Source organism: Clostridium sp. B9 (assembly GCF_050509515.1).
In the GTDB taxonomy this organism is placed as follows: Bacteria; Bacillota; Clostridia; order Clostridiales; family Clostridiaceae; genus Sarcina.
In genome coordinates, this window is the sequence record NZ_JBNWKA010000003.1 from 787,859 (window position 1) to 810,169 (window position 22,311).

The 22,311-nt window shown below is 28.1% G+C and carries 24 protein-coding genes; 20 read left to right on the forward strand and 4 right to left on the reverse strand.

Annotated elements, in window-relative coordinates; translation table 11 throughout:
- The first annotated feature begins 267 nt into the window (after positions 1-267).
- The 11 genes from ACQZHJ_RS03560 (at position 268) to ACQZHJ_RS03610 (ending at position 9,229) form a co-directional block, all read left to right on the forward strand.
- Complete coding sequence (locus tag ACQZHJ_RS03560; protein WP_430484171.1) at positions 268-1,842, forward strand: ATP-binding protein; 1,575 nt, start codon at positions 268-270, stop codon at positions 1,840-1,842.
- Entirely contained in the window at positions 1,820-2,485 is a 666-nt protein-coding gene (locus ACQZHJ_RS03565; protein WP_430484172.1) for a response regulator, read from the forward strand. The genes ACQZHJ_RS03560 and ACQZHJ_RS03565 overlap by 23 nt, the downstream gene beginning before the upstream one ends.
- A gap of 82 nt (positions 2,486-2,567) precedes the next feature.
- On the forward strand, positions 2,568-2,747 hold the full coding sequence (locus ACQZHJ_RS03570) for a hypothetical protein (protein ID WP_430484173.1): 180 nt from the start codon (positions 2,568-2,570) through the stop codon (positions 2,745-2,747).
- A 310-nt stretch (positions 2,748-3,057) separates the two neighbouring features.
- The gene (locus ACQZHJ_RS03575; RefSeq protein ID WP_430484174.1) at positions 3,058-3,588 is read left to right on the forward strand and encodes a hypothetical protein; all 531 of its coding nucleotides are present in this window, start codon (positions 3,058-3,060) and stop codon (positions 3,586-3,588) included.
- Between the two features lie 363 nt (positions 3,589-3,951).
- The gene (locus ACQZHJ_RS03580) at positions 3,952-4,092 is read left to right on the forward strand and encodes a hypothetical protein (RefSeq protein ID WP_430484175.1); all 141 of its coding nucleotides are present in this window, start codon (positions 3,952-3,954) and stop codon (positions 4,090-4,092) included.
- Between the two features lie 289 nt (positions 4,093-4,381).
- Positions 4,382-5,128, forward strand: a complete 747-nt coding sequence (locus ACQZHJ_RS03585; RefSeq protein WP_430484176.1) for a GerMN domain-containing protein — start codon at positions 4,382-4,384, stop codon at positions 5,126-5,128.
- Between the two features lie 227 nt (positions 5,129-5,355).
- A complete protein-coding gene (locus ACQZHJ_RS03590; protein ID WP_430484178.1) occupies positions 5,356-5,988 on the forward strand; it encodes a manganese efflux pump MntP family protein in 633 nt (210 codons plus the stop codon).
- Positions 5,989-6,135: 147 nt separating this feature from the next.
- Positions 6,136-6,549 carry a hypothetical protein gene (locus ACQZHJ_RS03595; protein ID WP_430484179.1) on the forward strand — a complete coding sequence of 138 codons (414 nt, stop codon included), beginning with the start codon at positions 6,136-6,138 and terminating at the stop codon, positions 6,547-6,549.
- Positions 6,550-7,219: 670 nt separating this feature from the next.
- Complete coding sequence (locus ACQZHJ_RS03600; RefSeq protein ID WP_430484180.1) at positions 7,220-8,335, forward strand: 4-hydroxybutyrate dehydrogenase; 1,116 nt, start codon at positions 7,220-7,222, stop codon at positions 8,333-8,335.
- A gap of 10 nt (positions 8,336-8,345) precedes the next feature.
- Complete coding sequence (locus ACQZHJ_RS03605; protein WP_430484181.1) at positions 8,346-8,519, forward strand: hypothetical protein; 174 nt, start codon at positions 8,346-8,348, stop codon at positions 8,517-8,519.
- Positions 8,520-8,548: 29 nt separating this feature from the next.
- Entirely contained in the window at positions 8,549-9,229 is a 681-nt protein-coding gene (locus ACQZHJ_RS03610; RefSeq protein ID WP_430484182.1) for a TrkA C-terminal domain-containing protein, read from the forward strand.
- Between the two features lie 88 nt (positions 9,230-9,317).
- Here the strand turns inward: ACQZHJ_RS03610 and ACQZHJ_RS03615 are convergent, their stop codons facing one another.
- Positions 9,318-9,770, reverse strand: coding sequence for a MarR family winged helix-turn-helix transcriptional regulator (locus ACQZHJ_RS03615; protein ID WP_430484183.1), 453 nt, complete (start codon positions 9,768-9,770; stop codon positions 9,318-9,320).
- A 265-nt stretch (positions 9,771-10,035) separates the two neighbouring features.
- Here ACQZHJ_RS03615 and ACQZHJ_RS03620 point away from each other — a divergent pair, with 265 nt between their 5' ends.
- Complete coding sequence (locus tag ACQZHJ_RS03620) at positions 10,036-11,163, forward strand: AI-2E family transporter (RefSeq protein WP_430484184.1); 1,128 nt, start codon at positions 10,036-10,038, stop codon at positions 11,161-11,163.
- A 392-nt stretch (positions 11,164-11,555) separates the two neighbouring features.
- The gene (locus ACQZHJ_RS03625; protein ID WP_430484185.1) at positions 11,556-12,941 is read left to right on the forward strand and encodes a peptide MFS transporter; all 1,386 of its coding nucleotides are present in this window, start codon (positions 11,556-11,558) and stop codon (positions 12,939-12,941) included.
- A gap of 72 nt (positions 12,942-13,013) precedes the next feature.
- Here the strand turns inward: ACQZHJ_RS03625 and ACQZHJ_RS03630 are convergent, their stop codons facing one another.
- Positions 13,014-13,229: a hypothetical protein gene (locus ACQZHJ_RS03630; protein WP_430484186.1), complete on the reverse strand. Its 216-nt coding sequence runs from the start codon at positions 13,227-13,229 to the stop codon at positions 13,014-13,016.
- A gap of 21 nt (positions 13,230-13,250) precedes the next feature.
- Positions 13,251-13,499, reverse strand: coding sequence for a hypothetical protein (locus tag ACQZHJ_RS03635; RefSeq protein ID WP_430484187.1), 249 nt, complete (start codon positions 13,497-13,499; stop codon positions 13,251-13,253).
- 245 nt (positions 13,500-13,744) lie between these two features.
- Here ACQZHJ_RS03635 and ACQZHJ_RS03640 point away from each other — a divergent pair, with 245 nt between their 5' ends.
- From ACQZHJ_RS03640 to speB, 5 genes are all read left to right on the forward strand, one after another.
- Positions 13,745-15,295 (forward strand): nitrite/sulfite reductase, encoded by a 1,551-nt coding sequence (locus ACQZHJ_RS03640; protein ID WP_430484188.1) that lies wholly within the window; start codon positions 13,745-13,747, stop codon positions 15,293-15,295.
- Between the two features lie 355 nt (positions 15,296-15,650).
- Positions 15,651-16,466 (forward strand): adenosylmethionine decarboxylase, encoded by an 816-nt coding sequence (gene speD / locus ACQZHJ_RS03645; protein WP_430484189.1) that lies wholly within the window; start codon positions 15,651-15,653, stop codon positions 16,464-16,466.
- 18 nt (positions 16,467-16,484) lie between these two features.
- Entirely contained in the window at positions 16,485-17,939 is a 1,455-nt protein-coding gene (locus ACQZHJ_RS03650; RefSeq protein ID WP_430484190.1) for an aminotransferase class I/II-fold pyridoxal phosphate-dependent enzyme, read from the forward strand.
- Between the two features lie 13 nt (positions 17,940-17,952).
- Positions 17,953-18,804, forward strand: coding sequence for a polyamine aminopropyltransferase (gene speE, locus ACQZHJ_RS03655; protein ID WP_430484191.1), 852 nt, complete (start codon positions 17,953-17,955; stop codon positions 18,802-18,804).
- Entirely contained in the window at positions 18,791-19,645 is an 855-nt protein-coding gene (speB, locus tag ACQZHJ_RS03660) for an agmatinase (protein WP_430484192.1), read from the forward strand. The genes speE and speB overlap by 14 nt, the downstream gene beginning before the upstream one ends.
- A gap of 559 nt (positions 19,646-20,204) precedes the next feature.
- On the opposite strand, the gene ACQZHJ_RS03665 is transcribed toward speB, so the two are convergent.
- A complete protein-coding gene (locus ACQZHJ_RS03665; protein WP_430484193.1) occupies positions 20,205-20,468 on the reverse strand; it encodes a DUF1294 domain-containing protein in 264 nt (87 codons plus the stop codon).
- 489 nt (positions 20,469-20,957) lie between these two features.
- Between ACQZHJ_RS03665 and ACQZHJ_RS03670 the strand changes: the two genes are divergently transcribed.
- Positions 20,958-21,110: a zinc-ribbon domain-containing protein gene (locus tag ACQZHJ_RS03670; protein ID WP_430484194.1), complete on the forward strand. Its 153-nt coding sequence runs from the start codon at positions 20,958-20,960 to the stop codon at positions 21,108-21,110.
- A gap of 105 nt (positions 21,111-21,215) precedes the next feature.
- Positions 21,216-22,031, forward strand: coding sequence for a hypothetical protein (locus ACQZHJ_RS03675; protein ID WP_430484195.1), 816 nt, complete (start codon positions 21,216-21,218; stop codon positions 22,029-22,031).
- Positions 22,032-22,311 lie beyond the last annotated feature (280 nt).

Here is a 22,311-nt window from a genome sequence, read left to right on the forward strand (position 1 = left end):
CCTTTTTAATTTAGACAAGTGTTTAAATATATAGACCTTTTAAAAATTTTGCATTTAAAGAACTACAACAATCTTTATAGATACTTATTCTGGAATATTCAATAGAAACTCTCTGCGAAATTAAGTAGGTCTGAAGGGATATCTATAAATCATCACTAACTAAACAAAGCTAAATCAAACTATGTGGTTAATTTTTGAAGAGGTTACTAAATAAGTATTTGGTCTAGTTTTTTTAATATGTTATAATGCTTTGATGGTGGTGAAACTATGAAAATAAAGTTTGAAAATAAGATACTACTTTGGGCTATATTAATTGCATTTATTCCTTTAGCATTATCCTTTACGTTGTTTATAGAGGATAAGTTATCTTATATGGACAATGATGTAAGAAATACATTAAAGGAAACAGCTTTTAGCATTAGTCAGACTCCTTTTGTTCAAGAGGATCTTAGTAAACAAGAATTAAATTACAGAATACAAGAATATACAAGTGAATTTATAGATGTATTAGATGATGTAGATATTATAGTAGTTGCAGATATGAGGGGAGTAAAATATTCTCACTTAGATGAAAGTCAAATAGGGCAAGTTTTTGTAAATAATGATAAAAAAGAAGTTTTAGAAAAAGGCACAAGCTACTATTCTTTAATGAAAGGTTCTATGGGAGAGACATTAAGATGGTTTGAGCCAATTATGTATAATGGAAAACAAGTTGGATTTGTTATGGTAGGGAAGTATTATAATGAGATTCAGCTTTTAACACATAAAACATTAATAAAATATATTTGGCTATTCATAATAGTTCTTTCAATAACAGTTATAATATCAAAACTTTTCTCTAAAGAAGTTAAAAAGGCTATTTTAGGAATGGAACCAGAAGAAATAGCAGCTTTATATAAGGAAAAGAAGATAATATTAAATACAGTTAGTGAAGGGGTAATTGCATTAAATAAGAATAATGAGATTACTGAAGTCAATAAAAATTGTTATAAGCTTATTGATGGTTTTTCAGAAGAAAAGGCATTGATTAAGTTGTTGCCTTATATAGAAAAAAATGAAGTTGTTGAAATGAAGGAAATCATAGTTCAAGGGAAAAAAGTATTTATGAATATACAGCCTATTAGTAAAAATGGAGATTATTTAGGGGCTGTAATTACACTTATGGATAGAAATGATATTAGAAAAATTGCTAAGGAGATAACAGGAGTAGATGAAGTTGTTAAGAACCTTAGAGCTAATGTCCATGAATTTAGGAATAACCTTCATGTTATCTTGGGGTTAATTCAGCTTGGAGAACATGAAGAAGCTAGAAAGTACATACTTAAAACTCAAAAGATGCATGAAACTAATTCTTTAAAGTTTTCTTCTATAGAAGATTATTATGTTAGAGGATTGCTTTTAAGTAGAGAGTTAGTTGCTAAAGAAAGAGGAGTTGATTTTATTCTTACAGAAGAGTCATTCCTTTTTGGTAATCATAACTATGTAGATTCATATGACATAGTAACTATTTTAGGGAACCTTGTTGAAAATGCATTTGATTCATGTTCAGCTTCAGATAAGAGTGAAAAGTTTGTTGAAGTAACTTTATATGAAGATGATGAAAAAATAGAAATGCAGGTTAGAGATAATGGGAAAGCTATAGATAAAAAAATAAAAGACAGTATGTTTGAAGTTGGAGTTTCATCTAAAGGTGAGGGACGAGGAACAGGCTTGTCATTAGTTAAAAATAGAGTAGAACTTTATGATGGAACAATTGATATAGAAGAGTTTAATGATGAAAAGATATTTATAGTAACACTTTTAAAAGGAGGAAATACTTATGAAGAAAATACTAATAGTTGAAGATGATCCTATGGTAGCTCTTATAAATAAAAGATACTTAGAGAATATGGGATTTAAAGATATTTTAGGGCCGGTACAAACAGAGGATGAGATAATAAAAGTATTAGATTCAGAAGAGGTAGATTTAATACTTTTAGATGTTTATCTTCCAAAGAAGAATGGAATAGATATATTAAAGAGTTTGAGATATAAAAAATACCTAACTGATGTAATCATGATAACAGCAGCAAATAGTGTTGAGGAAGTAAAGAGAGCCTTTGCATATGGAGTTACAGATTATTTAGTTAAGCCTTTTGAGTTTGAAAGGTTTGAGGAAGCTATAAATAAATATAAACAAAAACATAGCATGCTTAATAAAAAGAAAGAACTAAGTCAGAATGATATAGATATTATATCTAAATTAGCTGAGGAAAAGATGGAGTTACCAAAGGGATTGAATGAGAAAACTTTAGAAAGAGTTTTGGATTTCCTAAAGGAAACTCAAGGAAATGTTTGGACTTTAAGAGAAATTGCATGTGAATTAAAAATAAGTAATGTTACCATAAAAAAGTATATGGATTACTTAGAGGCAATAAAGAAAGTAAATGTAACATTAACTAGTGGAAATGTGGGAAGACCAGAGTATAAATACACCTTAAGCTAAAATATGATGTTTTTATTTGGAAAAAAATCATAATAACCATAGTATAATTAAAATATGGATTATTTTACTTGGGAGGGTTATTATGGAATATAACAAGCATAGATATTTAGGATTTTTAGGACTATTATCTTTAATAGGATTAAAGGGGATAACAACAGGAAATTCAATGTGGTATATTTTCTTTTTAAATTTCCTTTGGTTTACACTATTTTATGAAAATAGTTGGCTTTATGTTGGGAGCCCAATTAAATTAAATAAATAATTGATTATAGTATGTAAGGGAATGTGTCAAAATTTTGTTGAAAAGCTATTTTGATATATTCCCTTTTTATAAATACATTTTAAAACAAGGCTCTGTTTACATATACAATGAAACTCTAATGCTCATTAAGATGGTCTTTCATCTATATCTAGAAATCAACCATGGTTTAAAACAAAGCCTAAAATAATAAAAATCTATTTTGTAATATATATTTATTAAATATGTATTATAATTGCATATATGTAATGCTATACTATTACATAATAGGGAAAATAAACACATAAGAAAAATTAATCGGGGGAGAATGCTGATGAAAAGGAAAAAAGTATTGGCTAGTTTAGTTGCTTGCTCTTTATTAGTTGTTTCACTTGTTGGTTGTAATAATCCTAATGAAGCAAGTAATAATTCAAAGGGAAATACTAAGGTTGAAGAGAAGGCGCAAAATGAAGGCAATATTAATGAATTAAGTGATTATTTAGGAGAAACTTATCAACAACTAATTGAAGCTAAAGGCCATGGAAGTGATCATGTAGAAGATGTTGAAGGTAAGGAAGTTATTGTTTCTTCAACTTATGAAGTGAGAATGTTTAACTACAATGCAAGTTTAATTTTTGATTTAGATGATTCAAAAAATATAAGTGCTGTAAGTGTTCATTTCAAGGGTATAGTTCCAGATGATATCTTAAATAATGTAAAAGATATTTTAGGAAATCCAACAGAAGTTGTTGATAATAAAGAAGAAGATTCAAAAGTTTATCAATGGAAAACTGATAAGTACCAATTTAAACTTGAAGAGGTTGGAGAAGAAACTGTAATAAGCATAAATAAAAGTGCTATTTAATTTGATTTTAAAGAAACTCATAGATTAACAACTATGAGTTTCTTATTTTTTTATAATAATATTATGACTTATTATCATCAATAGAGTATTATTTTAATATTATTTACATCAAAATATAATTAATTTTATTAGTAATATCAATAACAAAGAAAATAGGAGTAAATGAGAGAATAGTTATTATAAATTGGTAAAAACATAGGGTTTCTTTAAAATATAACTTAGAATAAAGAAGCTTTGCTTTTTACAGCTTATTATCAAAGGAGTAATATGAAAACAAGGTAAGGAATTGTATTTATATAGCTTAGTTCCTTTCTTGTAGAGCAGAGATTTACCTATGCAAAATTTTTATAAGAAGGTGTTATTATGGCAAAAAATCATCAAGTAAATCATTGTAGTTGTGAACATACAATGAAAATAGAAAAAGAAAAAATTGCTGAAGTCAGAAGAGAAGAAGAAAAAATGGCTAATAAAATAAAATCTCATGAAAAACATTGTGGGAAATAATTTTATAAATCATGAAAAATAATAGAAATTAGGATATAGATGAGTTTATAATTATGAACTTAGCTATATCCTTATTTTTTTAGGTTCTGTTTTAAGTTAAAGAGCATAAGACATTATTTTAAAGCAGAGTTTAAAATAAATATATTTTTATGTGTTGGTGATTAGGTAATAAAAATGTTGTAGATAATTATTTAATAAGGCCATATTTATATATTAATAAAGGAAATATTAAAAGCTAAAAGAATTTAATATATTAATGTGAAATAAAATAATATGCTGGGGTGAATTTATGAGGAAAAAATTAATAACTTTTCTATCGATTATGCTTATACCTATGTTTTTAGGAGGGTGTTTTAACAAAGATACTGAGCCTAATAAGGACAATACAACTAATCAAGAGGAAGTTGAGGATAATAATTCATCAGTTGAGAATGATATATCAACCGATGAAAATGATAAGTTAACAGAAGGCCATAACACCAATGAAGAAACTGATGAAAATAATAAGGATAACAATAAGGGTAACAATAGTACTAATAATAGCAATAATAATAGCAATAATAATAGTGGAAGTAATTCTAATGATAATAAAGATGAGGTCAAAGAAGAGCTTGTTAAGGAAAAAATGACTTTAAGAATTTTTTATCAAGATATAAATAATAATATATATTATAAGGATAAAGAGGTTTTAGTTGAGGATAAGGCAGTGGTAAAGGCTGTTACTGAAGAACTTAAGAAGGACTATAATGGTGAAATACAAAGTAAGGCCCCTGATAATCTTCAGGTTAGAAATGCTAAGGTTGAAGAGGGGATTTTAACAGTTGATTTTGGCGAAGGTGCTTTTAGTAATATAAATTTAGGTAGTTCCTTTGAGTTGGGGATGATTAACTGTATTGTAAACTCATATGGATACAATTTAGGGGTGGATAAAGTTATCTTAAAAGTTAATGGGCAAAATTATGCAAGTGGACATATTATTTTAGATGAAGGAGATTATTTTAGTGTCAATTATGATGGTACACAGAAATTAGAATAGAATATTAATATATTGATTTTTATTAATTAGTATGATAAAGTTTTAAAGTATTAACTTTTCCATATAGGGGAGTAGTTAGCTCAGATTAAATGAGTGAATAAGTCAACAAATTGATCAAAGAGATTTGATCTGGCTTATTCTTAAATAGCGAGACTTATATGCAGTTTTTTTGCTGCATATAAGTCTCTTTTTATGTGCATTTTAATTAAATAGGAGGATTGTTTGTTATGGGTTTTTTATCAATTTTTTTAACTGGAATAGGGCTTGCAATGGATGCATTTGCAGTATCTGTTGCTAAAGGAATAACTCTTTCAAAAATAAGAATTAAAGATGCTTTAAAGGTAGCTTTTTTCTTTGGAGGATTTCAAGCAATAATGCCACTAATCGGATGGGGAGCTGGAATATATTTTGCTGATTATATAAAGGCTTTTGATCATTGGATAGCATTTATACTTTTAAGCTTTATAGGAGGAAAAATGCTTTTAGAAGCAATTAAGGAAAGAAGAGAAGAAGGCGATATAAGTATAGAAACTAATGAAATTATTAAAGAAGAGCTAGCGATAAAAAGAGATAAAGAGGAGTTAAGTGCAAAAAGTTTAACGATATTAGCTATTGCAACTAGCATAGATGCCTTAGCAGTTGGGGTAAGCTTTGCTTTCTTAGGAATATCAATATTTAAATCAATAATAATTATAGGAATAATAACTTTTGTTCTATGTTTTATAGGAGTTTTAATAGGAGAAAAGTTAGGTGATATATTTAAAAATTATGCAGAGATTATTGGTGGAATTATTTTAATTCTTATAGGGTTAAATATATTGTTAGAACACACAGGTTTGATTGAAAAGTTCTTTTTTTAGTAGCATACTTAAATAAAAGAGAAAATATTTCTTGTAATTTAGAATAAACAAGTGTTATAAATATATAGGTGGATTTTAAGACATCATTGAATTATTATGAGTGATAATGATTTAAATAAATATATTTATATATAGGAGGTTATTTATATGTACGTTGCTTTTGGAAATAGAGTTTTAGATAGTCAGGAAATAAAGAGAGATATAGAACAAAATACGGATGCAAAAGTTGTAAGTGATTTATGTAAGAGTTCAAAGAGGGAAGATATAGTAGCTTATAAGTTAAGTATAGATATGGAAATCTTAAGAGGACTTATAAAGGAAAATATGCAGTTAAAAGAGCTTAATGATGAGGAACTTTTTGAAGATTATTTAGATTTAGCTGAAGAGGTTTCAGGATTAATATTTGAATACATGCCAGATGATGCTGTTCTAGATATAAGATCATATAAATGGGATATGGTTGATGATGATGTTAAATTAATCATGGTAATGGCTCATGAAGATTTAGGAATGGCAAAAGTTAATGATGTAATGAAAAGATTATTAAGACAGGTAGACTAATCTTATTTAAGGCTATGTTTTAAGTGCTGGGTATGTATCAAAATAATTCATTAATAAAACTTAGAAATATATTCCGAGAATTACTGGATTTCACTAAGAATTTATAGCAATTACTTCGAAGGTTTTACTAAAGCGAAAAAACTCCCTTCGGTCAAACAGTTTCGCTTATTAACGTAAAACCTTCTACGTAATAGCTTAAATTCTAAAGTTCATCCAGATATTCTCTTCATACTATTTCTAAGTTTTATATATGAGTTTTGATACATCCCAAGGTTTTAAAACACAGCCTTATTTAGAAAGTTTTTGAGTTTGTGATATAGCTATGATTTTTTTGAAAAGTCATAGCTATATATTTTTTGTGCGAAAATATAACTGCAAATTAGCAGCCACTTAAAATATGGTTTTAAATTAGGTCTGAAGATATATCTAGAAATCACTTACTACTTAAAATAGAGTCTGAAAATAAGTAAGTTTTAAGTGATAGCTAAGATAGTGATATGGAATTTATGTTGGAGTAAAGCTTAAAAGTTTAGTATAATGAATTTGTTAATAGTATGTTAATAAAAACTTTTGGCAAATTTAAGTAAGTCTGAGTTAATAGTTAAAATCAGTACTCATTTAAAATAGAGACTTAAGTTAATACTATATTAATTTTTAGTAGGTGATTTATATGAAGCTTTTTGGATTAAAAACAGAAATGTTTATATTTAATGGTGCAAAGGAATTTTCAGAAGCATTAAATTTAAATAAAAATGACTTAATATTTACTAATAGAAGAATTTTTGAAGGGAATTTTAAGGAACTAAACTTAAATTGTAATTATGTTTTAAAGGATAAGTATGACTTTAATGAGCCAAATGATGAAGTGGTTGACTTAATATTAAAAGATATAAGAGATATTAAGTTCAATAGAGTTATTGCTATTGGTGGTGGTTCTATCTTAGATGTTGGTAAGCTTTTAGCTTTAAAAGATGTGGAGAGCACAAGAAAATTATTTAAAAAAGAAATACCTGTGATTAGAGATAAAGAATTAGTAATAGTTCCTACTACTTGTGGTACAGGTAGTGAAGTTACTAATATTTCTATTGTGGAGATAAAGAGCGAAGGAACTAAAATGGGCTTAGCTGTAGAGGAGCTATATGCAGACAAGGGAGTATTAATTCCAGAACTTTGTAAAACTATGCCGTATAAAGCTTTTGTTTATAGTTCTATAGATGCATTAATACATAGTATAGAAGGATTTTTATCCCCTAATTCAACACCATATACAGATTTATTTGCTTTAAAGGCTATAGAAATGATTTTAAGTGGATATATGGAGATAATTGCAAGAGGAGAAGAGTATAGAAATGAAATAATAAAAGACTTCTTAATTGCTAGTAACTATGCTGGAATAGCTTTTGGAAATGCAGGTGTAGGGGCAGTACATGCTCTTTCATATCCTTTAGGTGGGAAATATCATGTTCCTCATGGAGAGGCAAATTATGAATTTTTAATGAGTGTTTTAAATTATTACAATGAAAATAATGATAAAGGTAAAATTAGGGAATTAAATTCTGTTATTAGTAAAGTTATTTCTTCAAGTGAAGAGGAATGCTACAAAAACTTAGAAAAGTTATTAAACAATCTTATAAGAAGAAAAGATTTAAGAGAATATGGAATGAAAATAGAAGAGATTGAGTTGTTTAGTGATAGTGTTATTAAAAACCAACAAAGATTGCTTAAAAACAATTATGTGCCAATGAAGAGAGAAGATATAATAAAAATTTATAAAGAATTATATTAGGAGGGCTATTATGAAATTTATAAGAATGGTTATAATAGCATGTGAAATTTTACTGGTTATATTATTATCTTTAGGAGTTGTATCAAAGGTTTTAGGATACGATATGTCATCAAACAAACATGGAGACAATTCGATTAAAATTGATAGAGAATTAGAGGAAAAGTTAGTTTCTTCTATAATATAAGAATATATACTTTAGGGAGGATAGAAAAGATGGTTTTAGTACTTACATTTATTTTATTTTTAATGATATTCTTAATTGTTGTAGACTTTTTTGCAATATTATTTAGACTTACAGGAGTTCCAATAGATAAAGCTAGATTTCAAGTTACCTCTCTTTTAACAGGAACAGGGTTTACTACTAAAGAAAGTGAAATAATAGTTCAACATCCAACAAGAAGGAAGCTTGCTGTTTGGCTTATGGGATTCAGTTATGCCAGTACAGCCACAATAATATCCTTTGCCGTAAATATAATAACAAGCAGTGTTCTTGATATAGGATCATTAGCTATAATTATTTTGTTTGTAATTTTTGTTATGTTCTTTCATAAAAGTTCTTTATTAGAGAAGGTAGAGAATAAGATTGAAAAATTTATTGTACAATCTAAAATTTGGGATAAAATAAATTCTAAGCATTTAACTTTGGTAACAAAAACAAAGGGCTTTGGTGTTTATGAAATTTATTTATCAAATAAAACAATGTTAATAGGAAAAAGCATTAGAGATAGTGGATTAAAGGCTTTAGAGATTGAAGTTCTAAATATAGATAAGGGAGATAAATTTGTTAATTTCCCAAGTCCAGATTATATGTTTGAGGTTTGTGATAAAATTACTGTTTATGGAAATATAAAAAATATAAAAAGTACATTTAAACACATAAATGAAGTTAAATAGAAATAATTATAAAAGGATGGCTATATTCAAATATAAGTTATATTATATCTGAATATAGCCATCTTTTGATAATTGGTTAGTATGCTATCTATATCTTTAGATTGTTTAGATTCTTTATCATCTTATTTAATATGCTATCGAAAGCTATAAGTTCTTCTTCTTGTAATCCTTCTAATAATAATTTACAAAATTCATTACTTATTTTGTTTAATATGGCCATAGTTTCGGTAGCTGATTCTGAGATGTATAGTCTAAAAATTCTTTTATCTTTTTCATCTTTTTTTATTGTAAGCATATCTTTTTTTAATAAGCTTTCTATTGATCTAGATATTAATCCTTTTGAAAGACCAGAAAATTCTACTATGTCTTTAGCTGTGTTATATTCCAAGTTTTCTTGAAGAAAAACAAGTATTTCAAACTCATTATGAGTCAAACCTAAGTCATTTAACGTAGATGATATAAATTTCTTATATGTTTTTTTAGCTTTAGTAAAAGAAACTAAAAAAGCATTTCCATTAGGATTTAGAGCGTTTAAATCCATTAACCTTCCTCCTTAAATAGTTCAATTGTAAACTTAATTTGATTATACATAAAAATAGTTCATAAGTAAACTATATCTTTAGTTTTCTTAAACACAATAGATATTATACATTCTAAAAATAGGTTTTATATATAATATTTTTAAATGTTTAGTGTATAAAAGATTAATATTTTTTATTTTTGACAATAATATAGTGATGAAGTATTAATCTTTAAGCTTATTAATGTTTGTTTAATTAATTTTTTTGAATTTATGGAGGTATATATTGGAATATATAGATAAAAGGTTTAAAAAAGCTATATTATTGGCTACTTATATATTAATATTAAGTTTTTTATTACTTAATTTTAAAGAAGTAATGTCCTTTTTAGGCACTGTTATTAGGATAATAAAGCCATTCATTTGGGGAATAGCAATTGCTTTTGTATTAAATATCCCTATGTCTTTTGTAGAAAGGCATTTAGGAAATGGTAAGTTTATTAGAGGAATGAAAAGAATAGCTTCGATTACAATAACCTTAGTTATTTTGGTTTTAGCAATTACTATATTTATATTGTTTGTAGTACCTCAGTTAGCTAAAAGCTTATCAACTTTAGTAGAAAGTATCCCCGGATATTTAAGTGCCTTTGAAAAGATGTTAGAGAGTAATGCAATAAATAATTCGCAGTCACAATTAATAATTCAAGAAGTTTGGAGTGAACTTGTTGAAATGTGGAGAGAGATTTTAAAGGTAACAAGTCAAATAATAGGAACGTCTCTTAGTTATGTTTTAGATTTCACTTTAGGATTAACCTTTGGGATTGTTAACTTTTTCTTAGCACTAATACTTGCTATATATATGTTAGCAAGTAAAGAAGTCTTAATTAGACAAATGAAGAAAATAACATATGCATTTTTAAAAAAGGATAAAGCTGATAAATTAATAGAGCTTGCGCATATGTCTGATGAGATGTTTTCTAAGTTTATTGCAGGACAATGTACAGAGGCTGTTGTCATAGGAGTACTTTGTTTTATTGGTATGATAATTTTTAGGACGCCATATGCACTATTAATAAGTGTGATTATTGGTGTAACTGCCTTAATACCTATATTTGGGGCTTTTTTAGGAACAATACCAGCAGCCTTTATTATATTTATAATTGATCCTATAAAAGCTGTTTGGTTTATATTATTTATAATAATACTTCAACAACTAGAAGGAAACTTTATTTATCCTAGAGTAGTTGGAAGCTCTATAGGACTTTCTGCATTATGGGTTATGTTTGCTATGATAGTTGGAGGAAGTTTGTTTGGTGTGATTGGAATGCTTATTGGGATTCCGATTTTTGGAATATGTTATAGAGTGCTAAATAGAGTTACAAATAGAAGGTTAAGAAATAAAGGTTTAATATAAATATATGTTTACAATGAAGAAGTAACTATAACCAATAGAGGACATAGTTACTTCTTTTTTGTTGCTTTTCTTAGGAAATAGATAAATTTACTCCTTTAAAATTACCAATATATTAATAAGCAACTTTTGAATGGGGTAATATAGCAAATGGTGTATCTCTACAAAAAACAAATGTAGCGTTATTGAATACAGAGAAAAAAGGAGTATTTGGGAGTAAATATGATGAAAATATTAATAAACTTACAATAATTTGTTAAGAGAGCGTTTGATTATAAGGAAAAATGTATTTATAATTAAAAATGTGTTAACGAAATAATAATTTTAATGATAAATTAATACAAAACAATAAGAAAATCAAAAAGCTATAAATAAAAGAGGGGGCTTAATATAAAATGGCACAGGCAAGTATAGCTGTAGATAGAGAGGCAGCTAAAGGACGATTGAAACACCCAGCAGGGTTATATTTACTATTCTTTACAGAGATGTGGGAAAGATTCAGTTACTATGGAATGAGAGCACTATTAATGCTTTATTTAACAGCATCTTTCGTAACTGGTGGACTAGGATATAATATAAGTGAGGCTGCAACTATATATGCATGGTATACAGGGCTTGTTTATTTTACACCTGTAATTGGTGGTGAAATTGCAGATAAATATTTAGGACAAAAGAAATCAATTATCCTTGGGGCAGCGATAATGATTTTAGGAAATTTATCTTTATTTGCATGGCAAACTAGATGGGCATTATATTTAGGATTAGGATGTATAATTATAGGTAATGGATTCTTCAAACCTAATATATCAACATTAGTTGGACAATTATACGAAGATGGTGATAAAAGAAAAGATTCAGCATTCACAATCTTCTACATGGGAATAAACTTAGGATCTTTAATAGCACCTATTATATGTGGATTATTAGCAGAGAATTTCTTTGCTACAAAATCAGGAGAAGCAATTCTTCATTATGGATTTAGATATGGGTTCTTAGCAGCTGCTATAGGTATTATATTAGGAGAAATAATATTTATAACTTTAGCACCTAAATATTTAGGACATGTTGGTAAGAATAAAAAGGTTGAGACTAAAAAAGAAGTTGTAAAAGAAAATAAACCTTTAACTAAGCAAGAGAAGAAGAGAATAGCAGTTATATTAATACTTGCATCATTCGTTGTATTCTTCTGGGCAGGATTTGAACAAGCAGGAACTACTTTAACATTATTTGCAGAGAATGCGACTAATAGAGAAATATTTGGATGGACAGTTCCAATAGCATTCTTCCAATCTATAAACCCATTATTTATATTACTATTAGCACCATTATTCTCAAAATTATGGTTTAAGCTTGCAAATAGTAAAAAAGGAGATTTATCAGTACCTACTAAAATGGCTATGGGTATGATAGTTCTAGGATGTGGATTCTTATTAATGGTTATTGCAACTATGTCATTAGGTGGAGATATTCAAAATCCAGCTGTTAAAGTAAGTATGTTATGGTTAGTTGGAACTTATTTATTTAACACAATAGGAGAACTTTGTTTATCACCTATAGGACTTTCAATGGTAAGTTCATTAGCACCAGCTAAATATGCTTCATTATTAATGGGAGTATGGCTTGCAAGTTCAGGAGTAGCAAACTTTTTATCAGGAAAAATAGCATCAGTTGTTGAATCATTTGGAGCTTTAGAATTATTTGCTTCAATTTCAGGAGTAAGTATAGCTTTAGGAATAGTTTTACTACTATTAAGCAAAAAGATTACAGCTATGATGGAATAATAAATAAAACAATAAAAATGGGTTTTATCAGAATAAAATTTTGATAAAACCCATTTTTTTTATTTTAAGAATTTAAGTTCTAAAGTATTCTTCGTCTAAGTACAGAAGCATTTCTTCAGTTATTGGAGCTGGTAATCCAGCATAATCAGAGAATTTTTTAGCTTCTTCTTCTCTTTCTTCTTTTTTCAACTCATGATGGTGTTTAATCTTACCATATGTTTTTTCTTCGAATTCTTTCCACTCTTTATAAGTTTTTGATAATTCTGCTTTTAATTTGCTTTCTCCCATAAAATCATCTCCTAATATAGTTTATAAATTAGTTGTACTAATTCTAGGAATACCTAGATATTCTTCTTCTAGTGCTGAAAAATCATCTTCATTTATTGGTTCTTCTAATTTAGCAAAATCAGAAAAATCATCCATAGCTAATTTTTTTTCTTCTTTAGTTAATTTTTTGAATTCATGTTTAATCTTTAATCTTTCAAAAAAGTTTTCTTCAGAGGTTCTCCATTTTCTATAAATACCTTTTAAATCGGAGTTTATAGTGCCCTTGCTCATAAAATCATCTCCTTTTAGTTCATAATATAATTATATAATATTGTAATAAAAATTAAAATTGTGTAAACAAACAAAATTTTATGTAAATAACTATATTTTCAAAAAATATAGCAAATAATATTAATATATTTACAAATAAAAACTTTTTCATCATTATATATAGATATTTGCTTATATTGTTTATAAGGAAATAATTGTTTACTTATATTTTCTATGCGCTTAGAATTATACAGAGGTGATACGTAATGAATACTTTAAATGAAATTTTTTCAAAGGAAATTGAAGAGTTTAGAGAAGCTGGACATAAGTTTTTCAATAAAGAGATGACTGTTGGAGAATTTAAGAAGCTTTCAGGTGGTATGGGAGCTTATGCACATCGTGGTGGACAAGAATTTATGGTTAGATTAAGAGTTCCATCAGGAGTTGCAGGATTAGATTTATTAAAAGAAGCGTATAATTGGGCAGAAAAGTACAATTTAGATAAAGTGCATTTAACAACTCGTGAGGCAATACAATTACATGGCATATCTATAGATGCTGTATGCGATATAATGCAAGAAGGATTAACAAAAGGAATATATACTAGAGGTGGTGGTGGAAACTTCCCTAGAAATGTAGCTTTAAATCCATTATCAGGAGTTAAAGTAGGAGAAACATTTGATGTTACACCATATGCCTTAGCAGTTAACAATTACTACATGCAAAGAATGAATACATATAAATTGCCAAGAAAAGTTAAGACTGCATTCTCAAATACTGTTGAAGATGCTGCACATTGTACAGTAACAGATATTGGCTTCTTAGCAGTAAATGAAAATGGCAAGGAGTGTTTCAAACTTTACATAGGTGGAGGATTAGGAAGAAACCCTAGAACATCTGTAGAGTATGATGAACTTATAGAAGCTAAAGATGTTTTATATTGCTGTGAAGCTATGATTAATTTATTTGTAGCAGAAGGTGATTATAAGAATCATGGAAAAGCTCGTATAAGATATATTGCTGAAAGAATGGGAGATGAAGGCTTTAGAGAATGCTTTAGAAAATACTTTGAAGAAGCAAAAGCTAAAGGTGGATTAGATCTTTCTGTTGAAGAAATAGCTTACAACAAAAAAGGTATAAAGACAGCTATAAAACATAGTAGATTAATAGAACAAAAACAAGATGGTTTATACTCAGTATTATTCCATCCAATTGGTGGACAGTTAGAGTTAAGCACTTTAAAAAAATTAATCGAAACTATAGAAAATATAGAAGAAGTTGAAGTTAGATTAGGTATGAATGAAAATTTATACATAAGAAATCTAAATGGAAAAGAAGCTGAAGAGGTATTAGAACTTACTCAAGGTAAGGGTGGAGAAACTTTAGCTGAAAGAAGTGTAGCGTGTATAGGTGTTCCAACTTGTCAAATGGGAGTATTAGAAAGCCAAAGAACTCTAAGAGAATTTGTAGAGTTATTAAAAGAAAATGCAATTAAAGAAAATTCATTACCAAGAGTACGTTTCTCAGGATGTGCAAACTCTTGTAGTATGCATGAAATTGGAGAAATTGGATTTGCTGGTAAAAAGAAAAGAGTTAATGATGTCTTATCTAACGTATTTGAATTACATTTTGGTGGAGATTTAGGTGTAGGAAAAACTTGTTTAGGTGAGTACTATGGAGATTTACTTCAAGATAAAGCACCAGAATTCTTAATAAAAGTTGCTAAGGCTGTTGAAGCTAAAAATTCAACTTTTGAAGAGTGGATAAAAGATAATAAAGAAGAATTTAAAGTTATATTTGAAGAGTATAATGTATAGGTGTTAACAAAAAGTTTACAAAACCCAAAAAAACTTCATAACGAAGTTTTTTTGGGTTTTTTTGATTTTTTATTAATTTTATCTGAAGTGGCTTTTTAAGACGGTTTAAAGTATTAATTAAGTGAAGTGTTAGTTTAGTAATACTAAGTATTTTTCTTAGTTTTTGTTAGGAGAGTATTAATTGCAACTCTTAGAATTAGCTTGATTAAACGCTTGACGTTAATTTTGTGTGGTAAAAATTTAAATAGTGATATATAATAAATTCGAATTAAATTTAAAAAGGTATTTAGAGAACTCTTAATATTTTTTTAAATGTACATTCAAATAATAGACAGATTTGTTAGAGAAAGGATTGATGTTAGGGTTGAAGGAAAAAATATGCCTTTATGGTTTTAATAATCTTACTAAGACATTAAGTTTTAATATTTATGATATTTGTTATGCAAAAACAGAAAGAGAAAAGGAAGACTATATAAAATATATAGATGAACAATATAATTCAGAGCGTCTTACTAAAATTCTTTGTGATGTTACAGAGATGATAGGAGCTCATGTCCTAAATATTTCAAAACAAGATTATGAACCTCAGGGAGCTAGTGTAAATGTTCTTATAACAGAAGAGGCATTACCAGTAGCACTGATTGACCCATCATGCAATAAGGGGGATATATCTTATTTAGAACTTAGAGATAGTGTAGTAGGACACTTAGACAAGAGTCACCTTACTGTACACACTTATCCAGAGTTTCATCCAAATAACGATATAATTTCTTTTAGAGTTGATATAGATGTATCTACTTGTGGAAAGATATCTCCACTGAATGCTTTGGATTACTTAATCGGAAGTTTTGATTCAGATGTAATCACTATTGACTATAGAGTTAGAGGATTTACAAGAGATGTAGATGGTAGAAAGTGTTACATAGACCATGACATAAGATCAATTCAAGATTATATAGATGACAAGACATTAAAAAGATATGACGCTATGGATGTTAATGTTTATCAATCAAACATCTTCCATACAAAAATGATGCTTAAGGATATTGTTTTAAACAATTATTTATTTAACGCCGATCCATATGAGTTATCACCAAATGAGAGAAGAGAAATTAGAGATAGATTATCAAAAGAAATGATTGAGATATACGGTGGTGTAAATATTTATTAAGAATAAGGAGGGATTTTTGTGAAAAAATTTTCTCAAGAAAATGCTCCTATCTATGAAGCATTAAAATGGTATAAGGGACAAAGAATAGTACCTTTCGATGTGCCAGGCCACAAGCAAGGAAGAGGAAATAAAGAACTAAGAGAATTTTTAGGAGAAGATTGTGTTTCTGTTGATGTAAATTCAATGAAGCCTTTAGATAATCTTTGTCATCCAACTTCTGTTATAAAAGAGGCTGAGGATTTAGCAGCAGAGGCTTTTGGAGCAGACAAGGCATTCTTTATGGTTAATGGTACTACATCAGCAGTACAAGCTATGATTATGAGTGTTTGTAAGGATGGGGATAAAATTATTATGCCTAGAAATGTTCATAGATCAGCTATAAATTCTTTAATAATAACAGGGGTTACTCCTGTGTATATTAATCCAGGTATAGATAAAAGATTAGGAATATCTTTAGGAATGGCTTTAGAAGATATTAAAAAAGCTATTAAAGAAAACCCAGATGCTAAGGCTATTTTTGTTAATAATCCAACTTACTACGGAATATGTTCAAATTTAAGAGAAATAGTTAAATTGGCTCATGAAAATAATATGTATGTGTTAGCTGATGAAGCTCATGGAACTCATTTTTACTTTGATAAGAGACTTCCAGTATCAGCTATGGAAGCTGGAGCAGATATGGCAGCTGTTAGCATACATAAAACAGGTGGTTCATTAACTCAGAGTTCAATGTTACTTATGAAGTGTAATGGAATAAATCCTGATTATGTTAGAACAATAATAAACTTAACTCAAACAACAAGTGCTTCATATTTACTATTATCTTCTTTAGATATAGCTAGAAGAAACTTAGCTTTAAATGGAGAAGAGATATTTGAAGAGGTTGTAAGTATTGCAGAATATGCAAGAGAGGAAGTTAATAAAATAGATGGTTACTATGCTTTTTCTAAGGAAATAGTTAATGGTGATGATATTTATGATTTTGATATAACAAAGCTTACAATAAACACTTTAGAAAGTGGACTTGCTGGCATAGAAGTATATGACATCTTAAGAGATGACTATGGAATTCAGATTGAACTTGGAGATTTAGCTAATATTCTTGCAATAATATCAGTTGGAGATACTAGATATAACATTGAGAGATTAGTTGCTGCTTTAAGTGAGATTAAGAGAATACATGAAAAAGATAAGAGAGATATCTTTGACCATGAATATATAAATCCTATAGTTAAGGTTTCACCAAGAGAGGCATTCTATGCTAAGACAAAAACTATTCCTTTAGAAGAGAGTGAAGGAAAGATTTCTGGAGAGTTTGTAATGTGTTATCCACCAGGGATACCAGTTCTTGCACCTGGTGAAGTTATAACTGATGAAATTATAGAGTATATTAAATATTCTAGAAAAAAAGGATGTTTAGTAACAGGTCCAGAAGATATGGAAATTAAGAATATAAATGTTTTAGAGTATTAGGAGGATTAAGAATATGGAATTATGGTACACAGAAGAGCATACAGATAAAGTACGTTTCTCAATTAAGGTAGATGAGCAAGTTTATAGTGGACAAAGTGATTTTCAGAGAATAGATGTTTTTAAATCACAAGAATTTGGAACTTTCTTTACATTAGATGGACTTATGATGGTAACTGAGAAGGATGAATTCATTTATCATGATATGATAGTTCACATACCAATGGCTACTAACCCTAATATCAAGAATGTATTAGTTATAGGAGCTGGAGATGGTGGTACTGTAAGAGAGCTTACTAGATACAAAACTATAGAGAAAATAGACATGGTTGAAATTGATAAGTTAGTTGTTGATGTTTGTAGAGAATATTTACCACAAACAGCTAGTCAATTAGATGATCCTAGAGTAAGTTTATTCTTTGAAGATGGGCTAAAGTTTGTTCGTTCAGTAGAAGATAAATATGATTTAATCATAGTTGACTCAACTGATCCATTTGGACCTGGTGAAGGATTATTCACAAGAGAATTCTATGGAAACTGTTTTAAAGCATTAAAAGAAGATGGAATACTTGTAAACCAACATGAAAGCCCATACTATGATGCTTATGCAAGAGGAATGAAGAGAGCTCATAAGAGAATAAAAGAGTGCTTCCCAGTTTGCAGAGTTTACCAAGCTCACATTCCAACTTACCCATCAGGCCATTGGTTATTTGGATTTGCTTCAAAGAAATATGATCCATTAACTGCTGATGTAGAAAAGTGGAATGACTTAGGATTAAAAACTAAGTACTACAATACTGATTTACACAGAGGATGTTTCGCATTACCTAACTACGTTAAGGAGATGTTAGAGAATGTTGATGAATAGAAATGTTAGCACTTTTATAGGCTGTGAGGCTGAGTATGATGAGTCAAGCATAGTTGTTTTTGGAGCACCATTTGACTCAACAACTTCATTCAGACCAGGAACAAGATTTGCAAGTCAGGTTATGAGAAGTGAATCTTGGGGATTAGAAAGCTATAGTCCATATCAAGATGAAGATCTTTATGATTATAATTTCTTTGATGGTGGAGAGTTAGAGCTTCCTTTTGGAAATTCAGAAGGAGCTTTAGCTGAAATAGAAGAGTTTTCAACTAAGGTTGTTGAAGATGGAAAAATACCAGCTATGATAGGTGGAGAGCATTTAGTAACATTAGGAGCTTTTAGAGGAGTATTTAAAAAATATCCTGATGTACATGTTATCCATTTTGATGCACATGCAGACTTAAGAGAGCATTATTTAGACCAAAAATTATCACATGCAACTGTATTACACAGAGTTTGGGATTTAGTTGGAGATAATAAGATATTCCAATTTGGAATACGTTCAGGTGAAAGAGAAGAGTTCGCTTGGGGAAAAGAGCATGTTTATACAAATAAGTTTAACTTAGATAACTTAGAATATGCTATTGATAAGGTTAAAGATAAACCAGTTTATGTAACAATAGACTTAGATGTTTTAGACCCATCAGTTTTCCCAGGAACAGGAACACCAGAACCAGGTGGAGTTCAATTCAAAGAATTATTAGCAGCTATATTAAAGCTTAAAGGGCTTAATATAGTAGGCTTTGATGTAAATGAATTATCACCTCAATATGACCCAACAGGAGCATCAACAGCTGTTGCTTGTAAGGTTCTAAGAGAAATGCTACTAATAGCAAGTAAGTAATTGTAAGCTATATAGATGTTTAAAAAACTTACAAACATATTACGAGAATTACTAGATTTCGCTAAGAATTTATAGTTATTATTCCGAAAATATTGTTAAAGCTTCGAAACTTAAGTGAAAGTCCAAATTTTTAATTTGGTATCTTGAACTTATGCAATCGAACTTTTGTGAGATTGTATTCCTTAGAAAAAACAGTCTTAGCTTCTTAAGGTAATACATTCTTCATAATAACTTAGATTCTAAAGCTTATCTAGATATTCTCTTCATACTGTTTGTAAGTTTTATTAAATAGTCTATATAGCTTTTTATGTTGTATAAGTATAGTGAAAAATTAAGAATGTATTATAGAAGTAGCTTTATTAAGTAAATAAAACTTAATAAAGCTATTTTTGTTTCGAAGTTTATTTCAAACTATAGTTAATGAGTAGTTATAATTTTAATAGGCTTTGTTTTAAAGCAGTATTGATTTCTAGATATAGATAATAGAAACTCTTTGCGAAATTAAGTTAGGTCTGAAGATATATCTAGAAATCAACACTTACCTAAAAACAGAGCCTTTTTACTTTAAAATATATAGGGCTAGAATGGCTTGGAGTACTAGGATTAAAGGTATTCCTATTGTAAATTTAGCATGCTTTGTTTTGTGACGAAAAGCATGCATTCCCCATAAGGCTCCTATGCTTCCACCTATAATGGAAACTCCAATAAGTGTATCTTCACTTATTCTCCATTTGTGTTTTTTTGCTTTTTGTTTATCTATATACATTAGTGCGAGTGCTACTAAATTAATTCCTACTAGATATACGATTATTAAATCCTTCAATTATATTCCCCCCTAAGTTTTTTTTCTTTAGTATTTATTATCCTATTAGTACTATAATTATAACTTATTTATAAAAAAGTTTTATAAATATATTTAAAAATGAAATAATGACTTTAATGTGTTTTTAGTATGATTTTGTAAGTAAGTAATAAATGGTTAATTTAGTGGTTTTATTAGGAGAGGTTTAAAAACAATAAGGTATTATATATTAAAAAGTGAATTCATTCAATAAATATATAGATGTATAAATTATGTTTTTAATGAGGGAGGGGATAGAAATGTTAAGTTAAATGTATTTGATTTAGGAAAAAAATGTATTAATTTTCAATTGTTTAAAAAAATAAATAAAAAAGGTTGCAGGGAGTTGAATACTATGTTATACTAAACTAGTAGCAAAGTAGCTAACAAAAAAGTTTCATTTAGATAAATAGTTCTCGAAATTAGAGATTATATATCCATTTAGAATCTTTAATTTCAGGAGGAATGTTTATGTCAGATAAAACATTAAAATGCAGAGATTGCGGAGAAGAATTCATATTTTCAGTAGGAGAGCAAGAATTCTACAAAGAAAAAGGATTTGAAAATGAGCCAACAAGATGTGTATCTTGTAGAAGAGCTAAAAAACAACAAAATAGAAGATAATTTTAGATTGTTAAAGGTTGTAGTTTAAACTACAACCTTTTTTTATTATAATAAAATAGATATTAAAATATAATAAATATAGTCATTAGGTGGGGGACGAGAAGTATGCAGAAGTATAATGAAAATAATCCAATGCTTGTTAACTCTATGGTGTGCACTATAGATATGTTGGGTTTTTCTCAGATGATAATAGAGTCATGCAATAATAAATACGGAAATGATTTACTTAAAGAAATTAATTTTCTTATAAATAAGAATAAACAATGTATAATTAAAAATAAGTATAGCCAAGGGAAAATAAAAATATATACTGACAATATGATTGTAGGATATCCTATAAAAGATGATGGAGAAGAAACCTTAAATGAAATATTAGATAATGTTTCAGAATATCAGTTTAATTTAGCTCTGGAAGGTTTTTTTGTTAGAGGTGGAGTTAGTGTAGGTGATTTTTATATTAATGAAGATATAGTTTTTGGTCCTGCTCTTTTAGATGCACATTATATTGAAAGTAATTTAGCATGTTATCCAAGGATTGTACTAGATGATAAAGCAGTAAGTAGGCTTAGAAAATACATAAGTAATTATGATATAGCACCGCAGCAAAATAAAATATTGATAGATAGCGATGGACAGTGGTTTTTAAATTATCTAAATACAATATTTAAATATTATACTGAATGTAATAATAAGTATGAATTTGAAAAAATGCAGATAGAATTACTTTATAAACATAAGGTTAAAATAGAGGAAATGTTAGAGTTAAACAAAGAAAATATAAGGGTTTGGGATAAATTTGTATGGGTAGCTAATTACCATAATTATTTTTGTAATATAAATTTTGAAAATGAAAAAGATCTAAGAATAGATAAGAATAAATTGCTTTCATGGCCAAGAGGGCTTTCAAGTAAAGATACTTAATCTTTTTAGATTACTATATATCTTTGAATTGTTATAGGTTGTAGTTTAAACTACAACCTTTTTTATGTAAAAAATTATTAAAAAAACATCACTTAATAATGATACATTTACTAAAGTGTTTTACCAGCTCCAGGAGGTCAAACAAGATATAAAAGTCCACCTTTTTTGATAGAAATCTTATTAGTATATTTATATTTCAAAATTTTTCATAATATTTTCAACTATGACTGTTGACATTTTAATATAAAAGAAAAAAGTGAAAATTTATATGTTTTAGTCA

Coding starts and splice junctions, on each gene's coding strand:
- ACQZHJ_RS03560 (WP_430484171.1), top strand. CDS start 268: ATGAAAATAAAGTTTGAAAATAAGATACTACTTTGGGCTATATTAATT.
- ACQZHJ_RS03565 (WP_430484172.1), top strand. CDS start 1,820: ATGAAGAAAATACTAATAGTTGAAGATGATCCTATGGTAGCTCTTATA.
- ACQZHJ_RS03570 (WP_430484173.1), top strand. CDS start 2,568: ATGGAATATAACAAGCATAGATATTTAGGATTTTTAGGACTATTATCT.
- ACQZHJ_RS03575 (WP_430484174.1), top strand. CDS start 3,058: ATGAAAAGGAAAAAAGTATTGGCTAGTTTAGTTGCTTGCTCTTTATTA.
- ACQZHJ_RS03580 (WP_430484175.1), top strand. CDS start 3,952: ATGGCAAAAAATCATCAAGTAAATCATTGTAGTTGTGAACATACAATG.
- ACQZHJ_RS03585 (WP_430484176.1), top strand. CDS start 4,382: ATGAGGAAAAAATTAATAACTTTTCTATCGATTATGCTTATACCTATG.
- ACQZHJ_RS03590 (WP_430484178.1), top strand. CDS start 5,356: ATGGGTTTTTTATCAATTTTTTTAACTGGAATAGGGCTTGCAATGGAT.
- ACQZHJ_RS03595 (WP_430484179.1), top strand. CDS start 6,136: ATGTACGTTGCTTTTGGAAATAGAGTTTTAGATAGTCAGGAAATAAAG.
- ACQZHJ_RS03600 (WP_430484180.1), top strand. CDS start 7,220: ATGAAGCTTTTTGGATTAAAAACAGAAATGTTTATATTTAATGGTGCA.
- ACQZHJ_RS03605 (WP_430484181.1), top strand. CDS start 8,346: ATGAAATTTATAAGAATGGTTATAATAGCATGTGAAATTTTACTGGTT.
- ACQZHJ_RS03610 (WP_430484182.1), top strand. CDS start 8,549: ATGGTTTTAGTACTTACATTTATTTTATTTTTAATGATATTCTTAATT.
- ACQZHJ_RS03615 (WP_430484183.1), bottom strand. CDS start 9,770: ATGGATTTAAACGCTCTAAATCCTAATGGAAATGCTTTTTTAGTTTCT.
- ACQZHJ_RS03625 (WP_430484185.1), top strand. CDS start 11,556: ATGGCACAGGCAAGTATAGCTGTAGATAGAGAGGCAGCTAAAGGACGA.
- ACQZHJ_RS03630 (WP_430484186.1), bottom strand. CDS start 13,229: ATGGGAGAAAGCAAATTAAAAGCAGAATTATCAAAAACTTATAAAGAG.
- ACQZHJ_RS03635 (WP_430484187.1), bottom strand. CDS start 13,499: ATGAGCAAGGGCACTATAAACTCCGATTTAAAAGGTATTTATAGAAAA.
- ACQZHJ_RS03640 (WP_430484188.1), top strand. CDS start 13,745: ATGAATACTTTAAATGAAATTTTTTCAAAGGAAATTGAAGAGTTTAGA.
- speD (WP_430484189.1), top strand. CDS start 15,651: ATGTTAGGGTTGAAGGAAAAAATATGCCTTTATGGTTTTAATAATCTT.
- speE (WP_430484191.1), top strand. CDS start 17,953: ATGGAATTATGGTACACAGAAGAGCATACAGATAAAGTACGTTTCTCA.
- speB (WP_430484192.1), top strand. CDS start 18,791: ATGTTGATGAATAGAAATGTTAGCACTTTTATAGGCTGTGAGGCTGAG.
- ACQZHJ_RS03670 (WP_430484194.1), top strand. CDS start 20,958: ATGTCAGATAAAACATTAAAATGCAGAGATTGCGGAGAAGAATTCATA.
- ACQZHJ_RS03675 (WP_430484195.1), top strand. CDS start 21,216: ATGCAGAAGTATAATGAAAATAATCCAATGCTTGTTAACTCTATGGTG.